The 18,053-nt window shown below is 63.9% G+C and carries 8 protein-coding genes; 2 read left to right on the top strand and 6 right to left on the bottom strand.

The features are described from left to right. Window positions 1–2: 2 nt before the first annotated feature. From treY to JJE66_RS02090, 6 genes are read right to left on the bottom strand one after another with little or no spacing between them, the layout of a single operon-like run. On the bottom strand, window positions 3–2,789 hold the full coding sequence (gene treY / locus JJE66_RS02115; RefSeq protein WP_200512482.1) for a malto-oligosyltrehalose synthase: 2,787 nt from the start codon (window positions 2,787–2,789) through the stop codon (window positions 3–5). Between the two features lies 1 nt (window position 2,790). Then, entirely contained in the window at window positions 2,791–4,545 is a 1,755-nt protein-coding gene (gene treZ, locus JJE66_RS02110; protein WP_200512481.1) for a malto-oligosyltrehalose trehalohydrolase, read from the bottom strand. After that, window positions 4,542–6,620: a glycogen debranching protein GlgX gene (glgX, locus tag JJE66_RS02105; RefSeq protein WP_200512480.1), complete on the bottom strand. Its 2,079-nt coding sequence runs from the start codon at window positions 6,618–6,620 to the stop codon at window positions 4,542–4,544. The genes treZ and glgX overlap by 4 nt, the downstream gene beginning before the upstream one ends. 3 nt (window positions 6,621–6,623) lie before the next feature. After that, a complete protein-coding gene (gene glgB, locus JJE66_RS02100; protein WP_200512479.1) occupies window positions 6,624–8,771 on the bottom strand; it encodes a 1,4-alpha-glucan branching protein GlgB in 2,148 nt (715 codons plus the stop codon). Next, window positions 8,764–12,057, bottom strand: a complete 3,294-nt coding sequence (gene treS, locus JJE66_RS02095) for a maltose alpha-D-glucosyltransferase (protein ID WP_200512478.1) — start codon at window positions 12,055–12,057, stop codon at window positions 8,764–8,766. The genes glgB and treS overlap by 8 nt, the downstream gene beginning before the upstream one ends. Before the next feature lie 10 nt (window positions 12,058–12,067). Then, a complete protein-coding gene (locus JJE66_RS02090; protein WP_200512477.1) occupies window positions 12,068–14,014 on the bottom strand; it encodes a maltotransferase domain-containing protein in 1,947 nt (648 codons plus the stop codon). Window positions 14,015–14,218: 204 nt separating this feature from the next. Between JJE66_RS02090 and malQ the strand changes: the two genes are divergently transcribed. After that, the gene (malQ, locus tag JJE66_RS02085; RefSeq protein ID WP_200512476.1) at window positions 14,219–16,198 is read left to right on the top strand and encodes a 4-alpha-glucanotransferase; all 1,980 of its coding nucleotides are present in this window, start codon (window positions 14,219–14,221) and stop codon (window positions 16,196–16,198) included. Between the two features lie 49 nt (window positions 16,199–16,247). Next, complete coding sequence (locus JJE66_RS02080) at window positions 16,248–18,053, top strand: glycoside hydrolase family 15 protein (protein WP_200512475.1); 1,806 nt, start codon at window positions 16,248–16,250, stop codon at window positions 18,051–18,053.

Here is an 18,053-nt window from a genome sequence, read left to right as displayed (position 1 = left end):
CGTCAAGCACCCGCGCGCCGCCGCGGGCGCCTGATGGCGCTGGCCGCGCGGGCCTCGATGACCGCAGCAGGAAAATCACGGAAAGCCTGCGCAAGCGGCAATTCGTTGCCCGCAAGGCCCGGCGCGGTGTAACCGCTGACGTCGACGGTCGCGTCAAAACCTTCGAATGTGGGCCATTCTCGGCCCGCTTGTGTGAAGGGGGCGAACTGGCGCCCGACCACGACGATCGCCGCAGCACGGCCGTGCCCGCGGGCAAAAGCAATGACATGATCGGCATGCGCGCCGCGGACTTCGAGCGGCTGGTAGTTGCCCTGTGCGAAGACGTCGGCCAGTCCGTTGCGCAGCTTGAGAAGGCGTCGCGTCCAGGCGAGCTTGAGTTGCCCGTCCGGCCAGGACTTGATCAGGCTGGCCCAATCCGGACTGTCCAGCGAGCCCAACACCGCGTGCCGCGCCGCAAAATCCACCGGCCGGCGGTTGTCCGGATCGACCAGCGACAGGTCCCAGAACTCAGTGCCCTGGTAGAAGTCGGGGACGCCCGGCAGTGTCGCCTTCAGCGTGAGCTGGCTCAGCGAGTTCAGCGCGCCGAGTAGCGCGACCCGGCGGGCCAAGGTTTGCAGCGCCTCGAGGAATTCGCCTGACAGCGCCGGATCGAGGATCTTCGCGATGAAGCCCTTTATGCCATTCTCATAGGCCTCATGCGGATTGAGCCAGCTCGTCTCTTCCTTGCCCTCGCGCGCCGCCTTGAGCGCATAGGCCTGGATGCGCTCGACGAAGCCGGTATCGACCGGCTGCTGCAGTGGCCACGCGCCGAGCAGGGTCTGGTAGAGCATGTATTCGAACGTCGCCGACGGCGCGCGCAGATTGCCGTGGAGCGCCAGATGCGGCGCATTCAGCACCTTCCAGCGCGCCACCGCGCTGGTCCATTCGCCAGGTATTTCGCTGAGCGCCGCGATCCGTGTACGCGCATCCTCGCCGCGTTTGGTGTCGTGGGTGGCGGTCGCCGTCATGCCTTGTGGCCATTCCTTGGCACGGGCGCGCATAGCCTCGTGGAAGGCGGGAATGGTGAGGCCCTTGCTCGCGGGATCGCCGCCGACCTCGTTCAGTGCAAGCAGCCGGTGGAATTGATAGAAAGCCGTGTCCTCCAGCGACTTCGCCATCATCGGCCCGGTGAATTGCTGCACCTTCAGCGCGAAGCGGCGCACACGCGGGACGCCGTGTGGCGGGCGACCAGGCTTGAGCAGGTCCATGGTCAGCGCATCGCGCAGGAAGTCGAAAATACCTTCGTCGGCAGCGAACCATTCGGTGCGGGCGCGCGCGATGGTGTCGTCGATCAGTTTTCGGTCGAGCGCAGTCGGGCCACTGTGAGTCAAATAAGTGCGGTAGACCGGGAAGTGCAGCACGTACAATTCCAGTGCCTGCCGCAAACTGTCGGCGGAAAAATCGCGGGTCGAGTAGTGGCCATTGGCGATGCGGGCGAGGAGCCGGGTCAGCACGGTGAATTCGCTGGTGAGCAACGTCTCCAGCACGCGCCGCTTGGCGTCCTTGACATAGGGCGCGAGCCGCGGCGGCCGGTTGCTGATCTGCCGCCAGGTCTCGTCGAGCGCCTCCAGCCCCCCGGCATTGACCAGCACCTGGGTGATAGCGTTCATCGACTCATAGCCGGTGGTGCCCTGGACTCCGGCGAAGTGCGGCAGGCGCTCGTGCTCGCACAGGATCTTCTCGATTACCGTGTAGAACGGCTTTGCGTTGCCCTGCGCGTCGCGTACCAGCCGGCGCAGCCGCTGGCAATATTGCGCGGGATCGCGCAGGCCATCGATGTGATCCAGGCGAATGCCCTGCAGCTTGCCCTCGGTGACGAGCTGCTTCACCAGCCGGTGCGTGGCGGCGAAGGTGCTCGCGTCCTCGACGCGCAGGCCGGCGAGCCCGTTGACGTCGAAGAAGCGGCGATAGTTGATGTCGCTGGAGGCAAGCCGCCAGTGGCCGAGCTTGTAGTTCTGCCGCTCCAGCAGATGATGCAGCGCCAGCGTCTGCGCCGGGCGATCTTTCGCTGAGCGGTAGGCAGCCAGGCCGTGCGTGATGATGTCGGCGGCACCTGCGATGTCCTTCAGCTCCGCTTTGAAGCCGGGCGCTTCCTTACGGTTCGGCCGGCGCAAGCCTGTGTAGCGCGCGGCGAGCGAGAGCAGGCCCTCGCCGGCTTCCGTCTCGGCGGCGTCCGCCTCCTTCACGATCATCCGCAGTATCTCGCCATAGCGCTCCGGTGCGATCGGCAGGCGATGCTCGAAGTACCAGGCCGAAAAGCTGCCTTCGCTGGCGTCGTAGCGCAGCTCGATGTCGCCGCGCTCGAGCGCTTCGCCATAGGACGAGCCGAGGATAGGCAGCAGCACGCCTCCGCGGGCGCGGTAGGGCAGCAGATCCCAGTCTATGTCGAAGGAGACCGCATGCGGCGAGGTTTGGCCCCATTCCAGCACGTCCAGCCACCAGGGATTGTCGGCGAAATGCACGCCGACATGGTTCGGCACGAAATCGATGATGAGGCCGAGGTCGTGCTCGCTCAGCGCTTCGCTCAGCCGTGCAAAGCCGGCCTCGCCGCCGAGCTCGGGATTGAACTGGCTGTGATCGACGGTGTCGTAGCCATGGGTCGAGCCCTTGCGGGCCTTCATCACCGGCGATGCGTAGAGATGCGTGATCCCCAGCGCTTTCAGGTAGGGTACCACCGCGGCGGCCTTGTCGAAGTCGAAATCCGCGGTGAGCTGAAGCCGGTAGGTCGCAAGAGGAATGGCAGGAGGCATATCAACCTCCGAGATGCCAGACCACCGACCAGGGCGGAAGCCGGTCGCCGCTTGCGCCGCCCCAGATCGGCGTGCCCGCATGGCTCCTGGACGGCGTGATTTCGCTGCCCGACAGATTGGCTGCCAGACGTAGCGTCGTGCCATCGCCCAAGCGCCAATGCGCGGTCAGCAGGCCGTTGTCAGTGGCCTCGGCGTCGCCGAAGCTCGCGCCCTTCAGTCGCGGTGCGATCTCCTTGCGGCGAAGTGAAAGCAGCTCCCGCACCAGCGCCAGCCGCGCCTCCTGCTCCGGCGTGTGGCCGCTCCAGTCGAGCACGGCCGATTGCAACGTTGCCGGATCCAGCGGGTCGGGCACCTCGTCGCCGTATTTCTCGTAGGCCCAGGCATATTCCTGCTTGCGCCCCTTGCGCACAGCATCGGCCAGCCCGCCCCGGAAGTCGCAGAAGAACGGGAAGGGCACCGTCGAGCCCCATTCCTCCCCCTGAAACAGCATCGGCACCATCGGCGCAAGTAGCGTCACCGCCAGCGCGACCTCGATCTGTTTGGGCGGTGCCAGGCTCTCGAGCCGGTCACCCAGCGGCCGGTTGCCGATCTGGTCGTGATTTTGAAGGAAGTTAACGAAGGTCGCCGGCGGCAGCTCGCCGCTTGCCTCACCGCGCGGCTTCTTGCCCCAAAATTCCGAGATCTCACCTTGATAGACGAAGCCCGAGGCGAGCGCGCGCGCCAGATCCATGCGCGGCGTCTGATAGTCGGCATAGTAACCGGCGAGCTCGCCGGTCAGCATCACATGCCAGGCGTGGTGATAGTCGTCGTTCCACTGCGCGCGGTATTTGCCGTTTGGCGGCTCCTGCGCGGCGTCGAGCAGGCTCGCGCGGTTGTCGCCGTTCTCCAGCACCAGATGAATGTGCCGCCCGGTGGCCTTGGCAAGCTCGCCGGTGGTGACGCTGAGGTCGTGCAGCATCGACTGCTCGCCGGGAATCGCCATGATGTGGTTGGCGGCATCAAGCCTCAGCCCGTCGAAACGATAGTCGGTGAGCCAGGACAGCGCGTTCTCGACCGCGAAGGCGCGAACCTGCGGCACGCGATAGTCGATCGTGCTGCCCCAAGGCGTGTGCGCGTCGGTGAAGAAGGTCGGTGCGTAGCGGCCGAGATAATTTCCCTCGGGGCCGAAGTGATTGTAGACGACGTCCAGAAACACCATCAGCTCGCGCTGATGCGCTTCGTCGATCAACGTCTTCAGCTCTTCAGGGCGACCATAGGCGCTGTCGGGCGCATACCACAGCACGCCGTCATAACCCCAGCCGCGGCGTCCGGCGAAATCGGCCAGCGGCATCAATTCCAGCGCGGTGATACCGGTCGCGACGAGATGGTCGAGCTTGTCGATCATGGCGCGATACGTGCCTTCACCCGTGAAGGTGCCGACATGGGTCTCGGTCAGCACTGTCTCCTCCCAGGGGCGTCCGCGCCAATCTTTCGCACGCCACGCGAAGGAATCGTGATCGACCACCTCGCTCGGGCCGAACACATCCTCGGGTTGGAACGCGGATGCCGGATCCGGCACGTCGATCTCGTCGTCGATCCTGAACTGGTAAGGACTGCCGATGGGTAGGCCGGCAATCTCGGTAACGTACCAGCCATCTTGCCGACGCTGCATCGCGTGTCGCCTGTCGAGCAAGAGATCGACGCGCCGTGCAGCCGGCGCCCACAGGCGGAACGATACGCCGTCCTTCGTCGGCCTTGCGCCGAAGGATGGCCTCATAGCGCCCCCGCGAAGGCGAGCACGGAGCGCGGCGGCGCCTTGCTGTCGCTTCCGGGCTGGAAATCAACGCTGTTCAGCTTGGCATCCGTGGTGTTCAGGATCTGCTGCCAGCTCTTGTATTCAGGCATTTTTGGCAATTTGAATGCGATCTCTTCGGGGGCGGCGTTCAGTACGATAAAGATCGCCGCGCTGCCCGGTTCCATCGGCCCCATCACATAAGAGAGGAACCGGCCGTCCGGAAATGTCCAGTCGCTCTCCGTCATCTCGTCGCCGGCAGGCGTCAGCCACAGTGCGCCGTAGGAGATGCCGTCCTTGGGCCGGCCGTCGAGCCAGCGATGGCTGCGAAGCTGCGAGAAGCGACGGCGGACGTCGGCAAGATGGGAGACGAAATCCACCATGTCGTCGCCGTCCTTGCCGAGATTGTCCCAGCCGATCCAGCCGACCTCGTTGTCCTGGCAATAGGCGTTGTTGTTGCCGGACTGCGAGTTGCCGACCTCGTCGCCGGCAAGCATTAGGGGAATGCCTTGGGCCAGCATTAGGCAGGCCAGCACATTCTTGCGAAGCTGCCGGCGCAGGCTGAGGATATTCGGATCGTCGGTCGGGCCCTCGACACCGCAATTGTTGCTGTGGTTGTCGTTGGAACCGTCGCGATTGTCCTCGCCATTGGCCTCGTTGTGCTTCTCGTTGTAGCTGAAGAGATCGGCGAGCGTAAAACCGTCATGCACTGTGATGTGATTGATGCTGGCGCGCGGCCGCCGTCCGTCGTGGTTGAACAGGTCGGAGGAGGCCGTCATGCGGCTGGAGATGTCGCCGATCAGGCTGCCTTCGCCGCTCCAGTAGCGGCGCATGGCGCTGCGATAGCGATCGTTCCACTCCGACCATTGCGAGGGGAAAGCGCCGACCTGATAGCCGCCGAGGCCGAGATCCCAGGGCTCGGCGACGAGCTTGACGGACTGCAGCACGGGATCCTGCCGCACGGCAGTTAGGAACGAGCTGCCGCGATCAAAACCGTTCGGACCGCGCGCGAGCGTGGTGGCGAGATCGAAACGGAAGCCGTCGACATGGCAGACTTCGACCCAGTAGCGCAGCGAATCCATCACCATTTGCAGCATGCGTGGATGGGTCAGGTTCACCGACGAGCCGCAGCCGGTGAAGTCGTCATAGTAGCGCGGGTTCTCGCGGTTCAGCCAGTAATAGGATGCGTTGTCGATGCCGCGGTAGCACAGCGTCGGGCCGAGGTGATTGCCTTCGGCGGTATGGTTGTAGACGACGTCGAGCATCACTTCGATGCCGGCATCGTGCAGCCGCGCGACCGTGGTACGGAAGGAATCGAGCGCGTTGTCCTGGGCGTAGCGCTGCTCCGGCGCGAAGAAGGACAGGGTGTTGTAGCCCCAATAGTTCGCGAGCTTCTTCTCGACCAGCACGCGGTCGTCGACGAAGCTATGGATCGGCAGAAGCTCGACCGTGGTGACGCCGAGCCTCTTCAGATGCTCGATCATTGCCGGCGACGACAGGCCGCCATAGGTGCCGCGCAGATTCGGCGGCACGTCGTCGCGCTTCTGCGTCAGGCCCTTGATGTGGGCTTCGTAGATGATGGTGTCTTCCCAGGGGATGTTGGGCCGGATCTCGCGGCGGCCCCAGTTGAAGGTCTCGTCGACCACGACCGCCTTGGGCATGCCGCGCGCGTTATCGCGCCGGTCGAAGGACAGATCCTCGCGCGCGCTGCCGGTGCGGTAGGCGAAATGGGCGTCACTCCACACCAGCCGACCGGTGAGCCGCTTGGCGTAGGGGTCGAGCAGCAATTTGTTGGCGTTGAAGCGGTGGCCGTGCTCGGGCTCGTAAGGGCCGTGCACGCGATAACCATAGAGCTGGCCCGGCGAAACGTCGTTGAGATAACCGTGCCAGACATCTTCGGCGCGCTCCGGCAATTCGATGCGTTCGAGTTCGCGCCGGCCCTGGCTGTCGAACAGGCACAGCTCGATCTTCTCGGCGTTGGCGGAAAACAGCGCGAAGTTGGTGCCGCGTCCGTCCCAGCTTGCACCGAGGCGTGCGGGCGATCCAGCAGTCAGGCGCATGTGTCAGCTTTCCGGAACGAGGAAGATCGCGGCGAGCGGCGGAATGGTGAGGCGCAGCTCAGGCGTCTTGCCGTCAACGGCCTGGACCTCGCCGATGTTCCCGACATTGGTGCCGCCATAATGGGCGGAGTCCGAATTGAAGACCTCTTTCCACTTGCCGGCAAAGGGCACGCGAACGCGGTAGTTGCGGTAGACGTTGGGCGAGAAGTTGACGATCACCAGGCACCGCGCGTGCTCGTCGATCCCCTTGCGCAGCCAGGCAAAGACGTTCCGGTTGGCGTCATCCGTGATCAGCCATTCGAAGCCGGCCTGGTCGCAATCCATCTGATGCAGCGCGGGGACGGCGCGGTAGAGCCGGTTGAGATCGCGGATCAGAGACTGGATGCCGGAGTGATACTTGTACTCCAGCAGGTGCCAGTCGAGCGATTGGTCGTGGTTCCATTCGCGGCTCTGGGCAATCTCCGCGCCCATGAACAGCAGCTTCTTGCCGGGATGACCGAACATGAAGCTGTAATAGGCGCGCAAGTTCGCAAACCGTTGCCACTCGTCGCCGGGCATGCGGCCGAGAATCGAGCGTTTGCCATGCACGACCTCGTCATGCGACAGCGGTAGGATGAAATTCTCGGAGAATGCGTAGTGCAGGCCGAACAGGATGTCGCCGTGATGATGCTTGCGGTGGATCGGATCCTTGCTGATGTAGTTCAGCGTGTCGTGCATCCAGCCCATATTCCACTTGTAGCCGAACCCGAGTCCGCCGAATTCGACCGGGCGCGAAACCTGCGGCCATGCGGTGGATTCCTCGGCGGCCGTGGTCGCCTGCGGGAAGCGCGCAAACAGTTCGGTGTTGAAGCGGCGCAGAAAGTTTATGGCCTCGATGTTCTCACGCCCGCCATACTGGTTCGGAATCCAGGCGCCGGGCGGCCGGCTGTAGTCGAGATAGAGCATGGAGGCGACCGCGTCGACACGCAGGCCGTCGATGGCGTAGCGCTCGAGCCAGAACAGCGCGTTCGACACCAGGAAGTTGGTCACTTCGGTGCGACCGTAATTGTAGATCAGCGTGCCCCAATCGAGGTGGCGGCCCTGGAGCGGATTGGCGTGCTCGTAGAGCGAGGTGCCGTCAAAGCTGCCGAGCCCGTGCGGATCGTCGGGGAAATGACCGGGCACCCAGTCGAGCAGCACACTGATGCCTTCGCGGTGGCAGGCATCGACCAGCGCGGCAAAATCCTCGGGCGAGCCGAAGCGGCTGGTCGGCGCATAAAGGCCGGTCGGCTGATAGCCCCACGAGCCGTCGAAGGGATGCTCGCTCACGGGCAGGAATTCGAGGTGCGTGAAGCCCATGTCGCGCGCATAGGCCGGCAGCATCTCGGCGAGCTCGCGATAGGTCAGCCACTCATTGTCGCCCTTGCGCCGCCACGAGCCGAGATGAACCTCGTAGATCGACATCGGCGCCGACAGCGCGTTGATGCCGTCGGGCGCCTGGCGCGGCCGCGGCAGGTGCGCCTCGTCGAAGACGATGGAGGCCGTCTTCGGCCGAACCTCGCTGGCAAAGGCCAGCGGGTCGGATTTCAGCGGCAGCAGATGGCCGTGTGGCCCGATGATCTCAAATTTGTAGTGGTCGCCGACCTTGGCGTTCGGGATGAATAATTCCCAATAGCCGGCGCCGCGCACCCGCATCGGGTGACGCCGCCCGTCCCAGAAATTGAAATCACCGACCACGGACACGCGTCGCGCATTCGGCGCCAGCACGACGAAGCCGATGCCGTCGATGCCTTCGAGCCGCATCGGATGCGCGCCGAGCTTGTCGTAGATGCGCTGATGGGTACCTTCACCGAGCAGATAGAGATCGAAATCGGTCAGGATCGGCGGGAAGCGGTAGGCGTCCTCGAACTCGACGACGTTGTCGCCGAATTTTGCGCGGAGCTGATAGTGCTTAGAGCCGTTCGGCAGGGCGCCGATGAACAGGCCGGAATCGTGGACGCGATCGAGCTTCGCCACCTCACCATGCTCGCCGACCGCCTCGACATTGGTGGCCTCGGGCAGGAAGGCGCGCACCACGCTTTTGCCGCCCTCGGGATGCAGCCCGAGATAGTGGAAGGGGTCGGAGTGACGGCCCTCGATGATCGCATAGGCCTCGGCAGGCAGTTTAGGCATGGGCTCCGCTCTCGGCACTGGACAGAATGCGAAGCAGACCGGTCAGCGGTGCATTAAGCCCCTCCGGCCGGTGAGACAGCTCGTACTCTACTTCGTCGAACGCTTGATCAAGCAGGAAAAACCTTAACATGCTCTCCGCGGAATTCCTCTCCTCCGGCCAGAGCCGCCGGTCGGTCATGGCCTCGCGATAGGCGGACAGGAAGGTCGCGGTGGCGCGTTCGCGCCATTCGTCGAGCGCGGCCGTGAGCCGGCCCTGTTCGTCGCTGCCCCCTGAGAGCGCCCGGTGAAGTGCGGCGTTAACCGAAAGATCAATCGATCGGATCAGCCCAGCGACGTCGCGCGCGGCAGGTAGCTTGCGCCGCTTGTCGGCCAGCGCGAGATGCGGATCGCCGTCGAAATCGATGATGAAGATGTCGTCCTTCACGATCAGAATTTGCCCTAGGCGGAAGTCGCCATGATGACGGATGTTCAACCCGCTCATGTCTGATGGCAAGAGCGCGTTGATATGGTCCGGAAGGGTCGCACGTACCGCGACCAACTGGTCGATCAGGGGACGGTCGCCCTCGCGCAGGCCGTCCCGGCTGTCGGTGAGCCGGTCGAAGACCCGCTCGGCCCGTCCCTTGAGGTCGGACGCCCAGCGCTTGACGTCCGCAGGACCAATCGTTGCAGGGGCAAGTTCGGCGGACTTTGCTGCGGCGAGCGCCACATGCAGCTCGGCGAGCCGCCGGCCGGTCTGCGCCATGAAGTGCAGATAGGGCGCCTGCTCCTGGGTGACCCGCGGCATCTCGCCCACCGGCCCTAGCCGCTGCTCATCGATGTAGCGGTCGAGATAGCCGATGGTCACGGCCCAACCGTCGCCCTGATTTTCGACATAGGCGTGCAAAACGCCGACCGCGCCGTGGCTGTTGCCCTCGACAAGCTCGACGCTGCCAAGCAGCGCCGGCGCGTTGGCAAAGCCGGCGACCTCGGTCAGGTAACGGCCGATCTCGATCTCGGGATTGATGCCGCTTTCGAGCTGGCGATGGATCTTGGCGACGTACTGGTTATCGACCAGCGCCGTGCTGTTCGACTGTTCGATCGCACGGATGCGTCCGGGCTCCTTGATGGTGTAATCGGCGAATCGGCTGGTGGCCTTGAACTCCAGTCGGAGATTGTTTTCCTCCACAACGAGGTTTTGCGACAGGCCGCGCAGGAACAACCCGATGAAGATCTGATCCGTGGCGACGTCGAGCAGCGTGCCTTCGCGCGCGCCCTGGCGCACGGCAGCAAGTGCCTTCGGGTTGAAGCGCTCGCGGTCGAAGCGTACCCATTCGATCTGCATCGGCAGCACGTAGCGCGTCGTGACGTCGTCCTGCGTCGTCTCGAAGAACGCAATCCAGGGCCGGTTGTCGCCGATATCGCTGAACGGCACAGCTGAGGTCAGCGTGGGCTTGATGTGCTTTGGATTGTTCTCGGGATACCACCGCGTGCGCGACAGGAATCCCGGCAGCACGTCATGCTCGAACACGCCGCGCTCGCGGGCGAGTGAGACCCAGGTCGAATTGACCGGGACCACCAGCGTCTCGAATTCCGGCACCGCGCGCAGCGTCACCGGCTCGGACTTGTCGCGCTCGGTGAGCTGGAACCAATAGAAGCCGTAGGGCCCGAGCGTGATCATGTAGGGCAGCTCGCCGATCGCCGGGAAGCGCGTGCGGCCGAGCATCTCCTGCGGGATGCGGTCCTTCCACGGCGACAGGTCCAGCTCGGTCGCCTGCGCCGCGCGCGAGAGGTTGGCGACGCAGAGGATGACCTCGTCGTGATATTGCCGGACGTAAGCGAGCACGGCCCGGTTGGCCGGGCGGATGAAGGTCATGGTGCCGCGGCCGAAGGCGAGCGTCGACTTGCGTACCGAGATCAGCCGTTTGGTGGCACTGAGTTGCGAGGACAGGCTGCGCGACTGCGCCTCGACATTCACCGAATCGTAGCCATAGACGGGATCCATGATCGGCGGCGCGTAGAGCCGGGCGGGATCGGCGCGGGAGAAGCCGCCATTACGGTCCGGGCTCCATTGCATCGGCGTGCGCACGCCGTTGCGGTCGCCGAGATAGATGTTGTCACCCATGCCGATCTCGTCGCCGTAATAGATGATCGGCGTGCCCGGGAATGACAAAAGCAGCGAGTTCATCAGCTCGATCTTGCGCCGGTCATTGTCCATCAGCGGCGCAAGACGCCTGCGGATGCCGACATTGATGCGCGCGCGCGGATCGTTGGCGTAAGTGGTCCAGAGATAGTCGCGTTCCACGTCGGTGACCATCTCCAGCGTCAGCTCGTCATGGTTGCGCAGGAACAGCGCCCATTGGCAGCTCGCGGGAATGTCCGGTGTCTGGCGCAAAATGTCGGTGATCGGAAAACGATCCTCCTGCGCGATCGCCATATAGATGCGCGGCATCAGTGGGAAGTGGTAGGCCATGTGGCACTCGTCGCCGCGGCCGAAATATTCCTGCACGTCCTCCGGCCATTGATTGGCCTCGGCCAACAGCAACTTTCCCTTGGCGTAGGCATCGAGCTCCTGGCGCAGGCGCTTGATGATCGCATGCGTCTCGGGGAGGTTCTCGTTCGAGGTGCCCTCGCGTTCGCAGAGATAGGGAATCGCATCGAGCCGGAAACCGTCGACGCCGGCGTCGAGCCAGCGTTTCATCACCTGGATGAGGGCGCTGACGACGCGCGGGTTGTCGAAATTGAGGTCCGGCTGGTGCGAGAAGAAGCGGTGCCAGTAGAATGCGCCGGCTTCCGGGTCCCAAGTCCAGTTGGATTTCTCGGTATCGGTGAAGATGATCCGCGTGCCCTGGTATTTCTGGTCGGTGTCGCTCCAGACATACCAGTCGCGGGCGCTCGAGCCCGCCGGGCTGCGCCGCGCACGCTTGAACCAATTGTGCTGGTCGGAGGTGTGGTTGACGACGAGCTCGGTGATGACGCGCAGGCCGCGCTTCTGCGCCTCCTGGATGAAGCGCTTGAAGTCCTTCATCGTCCCGAAATCGGGATTGATCGAGCCGTAGTCGGCGATGTCGTAGCCGTCGTCGCGGCCGGGCGAAGGATAGAACGGCAGCAGCCACAGCGCGGTGACGCCGAGGTCCTGGAGATAGGGCAGCTTCTCGGTCAGGCCGGCGAAATCGCCGATGCCGTCATTGTTGCTGTCGGCAAAGGCCTTGACGTGGAGCTGGTAGATGATGGCGTCCTTGTACCAGAGCTCATCCACGATTTCGGCAGCCTCGGCCTTCTTGGTATCAACGGAAGACAGCACATTCATGGCGTGATCCTTACGCCAGGCAGCGGAACAGCAGCGCCGGATCGCGGTCGGGATCGATACGCAATTTGATCCCGCCCCATTCGATGCGGGACTGCTCGCCGGTGAGGAGATTTTCGAGTGTGGTGACGTGGCGGCATTCGCCGTCGACGAGGATGGTGAGGTCGCCGAGCGGCAACCAGAATTCGCGCGCATGGCGCGAGAGGGCGATGGCCACGACGATCGTGTTGGCCGGTTCAGCCGCCTCTTTCACGAAGGCGATAGTCTCGCCGTCATCGACACCGAGGGAGCGCAAATTGGTCGTCTGCTGAAGCGCCGCGTTGTCGTTGCGGATGCGGTTGAGCGCGGCAATGTAGGGCTTGATGTTGCCGGGCTTGTCCCAGTCGCGCTGCCGGATCTGGTACTTCTCGGAGTCCTGATATTCTTCATGGCCGGGGACAGCCTCGTGCTCGAGCAGCTCGAAGCCGCTATAGAGGCCGTAATTGCCCGACAGCATTGCGGCCAGCGCGACGCGCGACTTGAAGGCCCAGGCCTCGCCGCTCTGGAGATGATAGGGCAGCAGGTCCGGCGTGTTGACGAACAGGTTCGGACGATAGAAGTCCCGCGCGGGATAGCGGGTGAGTTCGCCGAGATATTGCTCCAGCTCCTGCTTCTCCGTCCGCCAGGGGAAATAGGTGAAGGACTGCGCAAAGCCGAGCTTCGCGAGCCCCTTCATCAGCTTCGGTCGCGCGAACGTCTTCGAGAACAGGATCACGTCGGGATGCCGCTGGCGAATGTCGCGGATCAGCCACTCCCAGAACGGAAGCGGCGCCGTGTCGTGATTGTCGATTGCGAAAATGGTCACACCATGGTCGATCCAGAACAGCATAGCGTCGCGGAATGCGTTCCACAGCCCGATCCTGTCGACAGAGGCGAAATCGGGGATGACGATATCTGAATAGGGGCCGTCCGCCGTTCGCACCGACCGGTCCGGCCGCCATTTGAACCATTCCGGGTGCTGCGTCAGCCAGGGATGATCCGGCGAGCATTGCACGGCGAAATCGAGCGCGAGCTCGATGCCGTATTCGAGGCAGGTCGCCACCAGCGCGCGGAAATCCTCAATGGTACCGAGCTCGGGATGCAGCGCATCATGCCCGCCTTCGGCTGAGCCGATCGCATAGGGCGAGCCGGGATCGCCCTCGGTTGCCACCGGCGCATTGTTGCGGCCCTTGCGGCGGGTGCGGCCGATCGGGTGGATCGGGGTGAAATACAGCACGTCAAAACCCATCGCCGCGATGTCGGGCACGCGCGCGATACAGTCGCGCAACGTGCCGTGCTGGCCCGGCACTGCGCTTTGGCTACGCGGCATCATCTGATACCAGGCACTGAAGCGCGCCTTGTCGCGATCGATGACCAACGGGAAGTTCGGCGAGCGGGTCAGGTCGGGCCGCGCCTGGCTTTCGGCCATGGCCTCGCCGAGCTCGGCCGCAAGCAGCGGCGCGACATCGCCGCTGCCGAGATAGTCCTCGCATTGCCTGATGATGACGGCTGCGGCATCCTGCCGCGCGCCATGCGCCTTGGTCAGCAGGCCGGCGCCCTCGATCGCATCGAGCGTGACGTCGCCGCCGGAGAGCTGCTTGCGTTCGAGCCCGTGACGCCAGGTGGCAAATTCGTCGGTCCAGGCTTCGATGGCATAGACATATTGGCCGGGCTCGGTGGGCACGAACGCGCCGGACCAGCGGTCATCAATGTGATGGGTCATTGGTTCGCGCCGCCATTCCCGGTCCTGTTCGCCACGCCAGATCAGCGCGGCGCTGATTGTGGCGTCGCCGTCGCGGTAGATGTCGGCCCACACCTCGACCCGATCGCCCGCGATCCGCTTCACGGCGAAGCGGCCGCCATCGACCGAAGGATAGACGTCTTCGATCAGGAAAGCGCTGCCGGCAGCGGCACTCTCGACAGTTTGAATTGTCTTGTTCACGGTGATGCCATTGACAAGAAAGCAGGGCCCGTTTCCCTTGTCGGGAACCTACGCTTGATACCTATATAGAAAGCCGCTTGTGTGTCATTAGTTCCCCTTGGGAACGGCAGCCGCGGTTTGCGACTTAACCCTGACTAACGTCTTCCGCGACCTCGTTAAAATCGATGCCCCCGGCCAGAAGATGGCCTGCAAGCTGCGTGCCGAATGGATCTTTTAGCTCAAGCCCGGATCAAGGGCGTTCAATCCGAATTCGTCGATGCCCTGGGAAAGCTGCGGGTCACCGCGCCCGAGGCGCTCAAATCCATCCTCGATGCCCTGCCGGAGAAGCGAGTCTATCGTTTCGTCAACGGGCCGGTCGTGGTGCGTGCCCTGGGCAATCCGCGCACCGAACTGGCGGCCCTCGGTGCTGCGCCGCTGCAATGGCAAGTCACTGGCAACGGCCATATCCGCGGCAAACCTAACGTGATCGCGCAAGGCGAGACCCGCGAACCTGTGATCGCCTGGCCCGCCGGCCTGCCGCTTGGTTATCACCGGCTGACGCTGACAGATTCCAAGGGCGTGTCGGAAGAGGTGCCGATGATTGTGGCACCGGAGCGGGCCTTCGGCGGCGATTTCGACCGCGGCTGGCTGTTGGCCGTGCAGCTCTACAGCGTCCGCTCCGACCGCAATTGGGGCATCGGCGATTTCACCGACCTGGCCGGCCTGGTCAGGCTCGCCAAGCAATTGGGTGCCGATGGCGTCGGGCTCAATCCGCTGCATGTGCTGTTCGACAACCAGCCGGGCGATTGCAGCCCGTATTCGCCGAACAGCCGGCTGTTTCTCAACCCGCTCTATATCGACGTCGAGGCGATCCCGGAGTTTTCGGCCGATCTCGTCCCCGATGCTGCGGCAACCGCCGCGCGGCTTCGTGAAGGCGATCGCGTGCCCTACGTGGACATGGCGGCGCTGAAATGGCTGGGCTTGCGCGCGGCATTTGACAGCTTCGTGAAAAGCGCGAGCGGTGTCCGCCGCAATCAGTTCGATGCCTTCCGCGCGGACCGGGCGCCGTTGTTGTCCCGCTTTGCCTGTTTCGAGGTGCTGCGGCATCATTTCAACGGGCCGTGGTGGGAATGGCCGGTAGAATGGCAGCAACCGGACGAGACCAAATGCGCGGGCTTGCGCAACGGTCGAGACAAACGCGAGGTCGAGTTCGTCGAATTCGTGCAATGGACTGCGGATTTGCAGTTGCGCGCGGCCAAGGAGCTTGCCTCCGAGCTCGGCATGCGGGTCGGGCTCTATCTCGACGTCGCCGTCGGCGTCCAGTCCAACGGCTTCGACGCCTGGAACGAGCAGACGGCGATTTCCCGCCACCTTGCGGTCGGCGCGCCGCCCGACGTGCTCAACACCGTTGGCCAGGATTGGGGCCTGGCCGGCTTCAATGCGGGCGGTCTCGAGGCGCAATCTTTCGTGCCGTTCGCCAACATGCTGGCCGCCTCGATGCGGCATGCCGGTGCGATCCGGCTCGATCACGTGCTGGGGCTGAAGCGGCTTTATCTGGTGCCGCGCGGCTTCAAGCCCGACAACGGCGCCTATGTGCAGATGCCGCTCGAGGCGCTGCTGGCTGCGGTCGTCCGCGAGAGCGTCACCCATCAATGCATCGTGATCGGCGAAGACCTCGGCACCGTGCCGGAAGGTTTTCGCGAGACCATGCAGGATTTCGGCATCTGGTCCTATCTTGTCATGATGTTCGAGCGGGACGATGCCGGCCATTTTCGCAACATCGACCATTACCGGCCCAATGCGCTGGTGACGCTGAACACGCATGATCTCTGCACCTATGCCGGCTGGCGCTCCTTCAGCGATCTCAGGATGAAGCTGTCGCTCGGGCTCGATCCCGGCGAGGACGATCAGGCGCGCTGGGATGCGCTCGGCCAGCTCGACGAGATTTTGCGCCAGAACGGCATCAATACCAACGACCTCTATTCGGTGCTTGGCTTCCTGTCGCGCACGCCGTCGCGGCTGCTGGCGGTGTCGCTGGAAGACCTGCTCGGCGTAATCGACCAGCCCAACATTCCCGGCACGATCGACGAGCATCCGAACTGGCGCCAGCGCCTGCCGGTTACGCTCGACAAGATCGCGTCCAAGGTCGATCTTAAGGCTTTGAAGGCCGCGACGCGGGAACGTTCCATGGCGGGCGGGAGTTGAACGGCCGAAGGTTTTCAGGCTCGCAAAACGTCTCCAGGCTCGCGAAACATTGTCAGAGAAGATCGAAGACTATGCTTTGATCGGCGACTGCGAGACCGCAGCGCTAGTCGGGCGCAACGGCTCGATCGACTGGCTGTGCTGGCCGGCCTTCGATTCCGACGCCTGCTTTGCCGCCATCCTCGGCACCCACAAGAACGGCCGCTGGCTGATCGCGCCGAACGAAGACATCACGGCAACGTCCCGCTGCTATCTCGGCAACACCCTGATCCTCGAGACGCGCTTCGAGACGAAGGGCGGTACCGTTGTGCTGATCGACTTCATGCCGCCGCGGGGCAAGGCGTCCGACATCGTGCGGCTGGTCCGAGGTATCAGTGGTTCGGTGAAGATGCGGATGGAGCTCATCATCCGCTTTGGTTTCGGCGTCGACGTGCCCTGGGTGCGCCGTTGCGAGGATGGATCGCTGCTGGCGATCGCCGGCCAGGACATGACGGTGCTGCGGACGCCCGCCAAGATCCGCGGCGAAGATCTCACGACAGTCTCCGAATTCGAGGTGACGGCCGGCGAGACCGTGCCGTTCGTGCTGACCTATGGTCCCTCGCATCTCCATCCGCCTGAACCGATCGATCCGGAGGTTGCGCTCCAGGAGACCGAGGCATTCTGGAAGGAATGGTGCAGCCGGTGCACGCGCGACGGCGAGTATCACGATCTCATCCTGCGTTCGCTGATCACACTGAAGGCCCTGACCTTCGCTCCGACCGGCGGCATTGTCGCCGCGCCCACCACTTCATTGCCGGAAAAACTTGGCGGCGCCAGGAATTGGGACTACCGCTTCTGCTGGCTGCGCGACGCTACCTTCACCCTGCTGGCGCTGATGAACTCGGGCTATACCGAGGAAGCCTCGGCCTGGCACAATTGGCTGCTGCGCGCGGCTGCCGGTTCGCCCGCCAACATGCAGATCATGTACGGTATCTGGGGCCAGCGGCGGCTCTTGGAATGGGAAGCAGGCTGGCTCGACGGCTATGAAGGTGCGCAGCCCGTGCGCGTCGGCAACGCCGCGCATGCGCAGCTCCAGCTCGACGTTTACGGCGAATTAATCGACGCCTTCCATCAGTCGCGTATGGCCAAGCTCAAGCTCGACGACGAGACCTGGGCGATGGAGTGCAATGTGCTCAGCCATCTCGCCGAGGTCTGGGACCAGCCCGATCACGGCATCTGGGAGCGCCGCGGGCAGCCCAGGCACTACGTCTTCTCCAAGGTCATGACTTGGGTTGCTTTCGACCGCGGCATCAAGAGCGCCGAGACCTTCGGCTTCAAGGCGCCGCTCCTGCATTGGCGCGCGCTCCGCGACGCCATTCATCGTGACGTCTGCCACAGGGGCTTTGACCCTGAGGAGGGTGCCTTCGTCGAGTCCTATGGTTCAAAAATGTGCGATGCCAGCTTGCTGCTTTTGCCGGCGGTCGGCTTTCTGCCGGCCCACGACCCGCGCATCCGCGGCACCATCGCAGCCGTCGAGAAGCACATGATGCGCGACGGCTTCGTGCTCCGGCATGATCCCCGCGAGATTTCCGAGGAGAAGCAGCCGATCGAGGGCGCATTTCTGGCCTGCACCTTGTGGCTGGCCGACGCCTACGTGCTCTCTGGCAATCTCGACAAGGCGCAGGCGCTGTTCGATCGTATCGCGGCGCTCGCGAACGATGTCGGACTATTGGCCGAGGAATATGATTCCGTCGCGCGCCGCCAGACCGGAAATTTCCCACAGGCGCTGACCCACATCGCGCTGATCAACACCGCGCACAATCTCTCGGCGGCGCGGCACGCGAGCGAGAAGCCGGCGATGCAGCGGTCGAAGCAGTAA

It is taken from the genome of Bradyrhizobium diazoefficiens (assembly GCF_016612535.1).
Taxonomy (GTDB): Bacteria; Pseudomonadota; Alphaproteobacteria; order Rhizobiales; family Xanthobacteraceae; genus Bradyrhizobium; species Bradyrhizobium diazoefficiens_C.
The sequence above is the reverse complement of the archived record's forward strand: the minus strand, read 5'-3'. Positions and strand labels throughout refer to the sequence as shown.

What these genes read in the sequence shown, in the direction of transcription:
- treS (WP_200512478.1), bottom strand. Translation starts at nt 12,057, where the DNA reads ATGAATGTGCTGTCTTCCGTTGATACCAAGAAGGCCGAGGCTGCCGAA.
- glgX (WP_200512480.1), bottom strand. Translation starts at nt 6,620, where the DNA reads ATGCGCCTGACTGCTGGATCGCCCGCACGCCTCGGTGCAAGCTGGGAC.
- treY (WP_200512482.1), bottom strand. Translation starts at nt 2,789, where the DNA reads ATGCCTCCTGCCATTCCTCTTGCGACCTACCGGCTTCAGCTCACCGCG.
- malQ (WP_200512476.1), top strand. Translation starts at nt 14,219, where the DNA reads ATGGATCTTTTAGCTCAAGCCCGGATCAAGGGCGTTCAATCCGAATTC.
- treZ (WP_200512481.1), bottom strand. Translation starts at nt 4,545, where the DNA reads ATGAGGCCATCCTTCGGCGCAAGGCCGACGAAGGACGGCGTATCGTTC.
- glgB (WP_200512479.1), bottom strand. Translation starts at nt 8,771, where the DNA reads ATGCCTAAACTGCCTGCCGAGGCCTATGCGATCATCGAGGGCCGTCAC.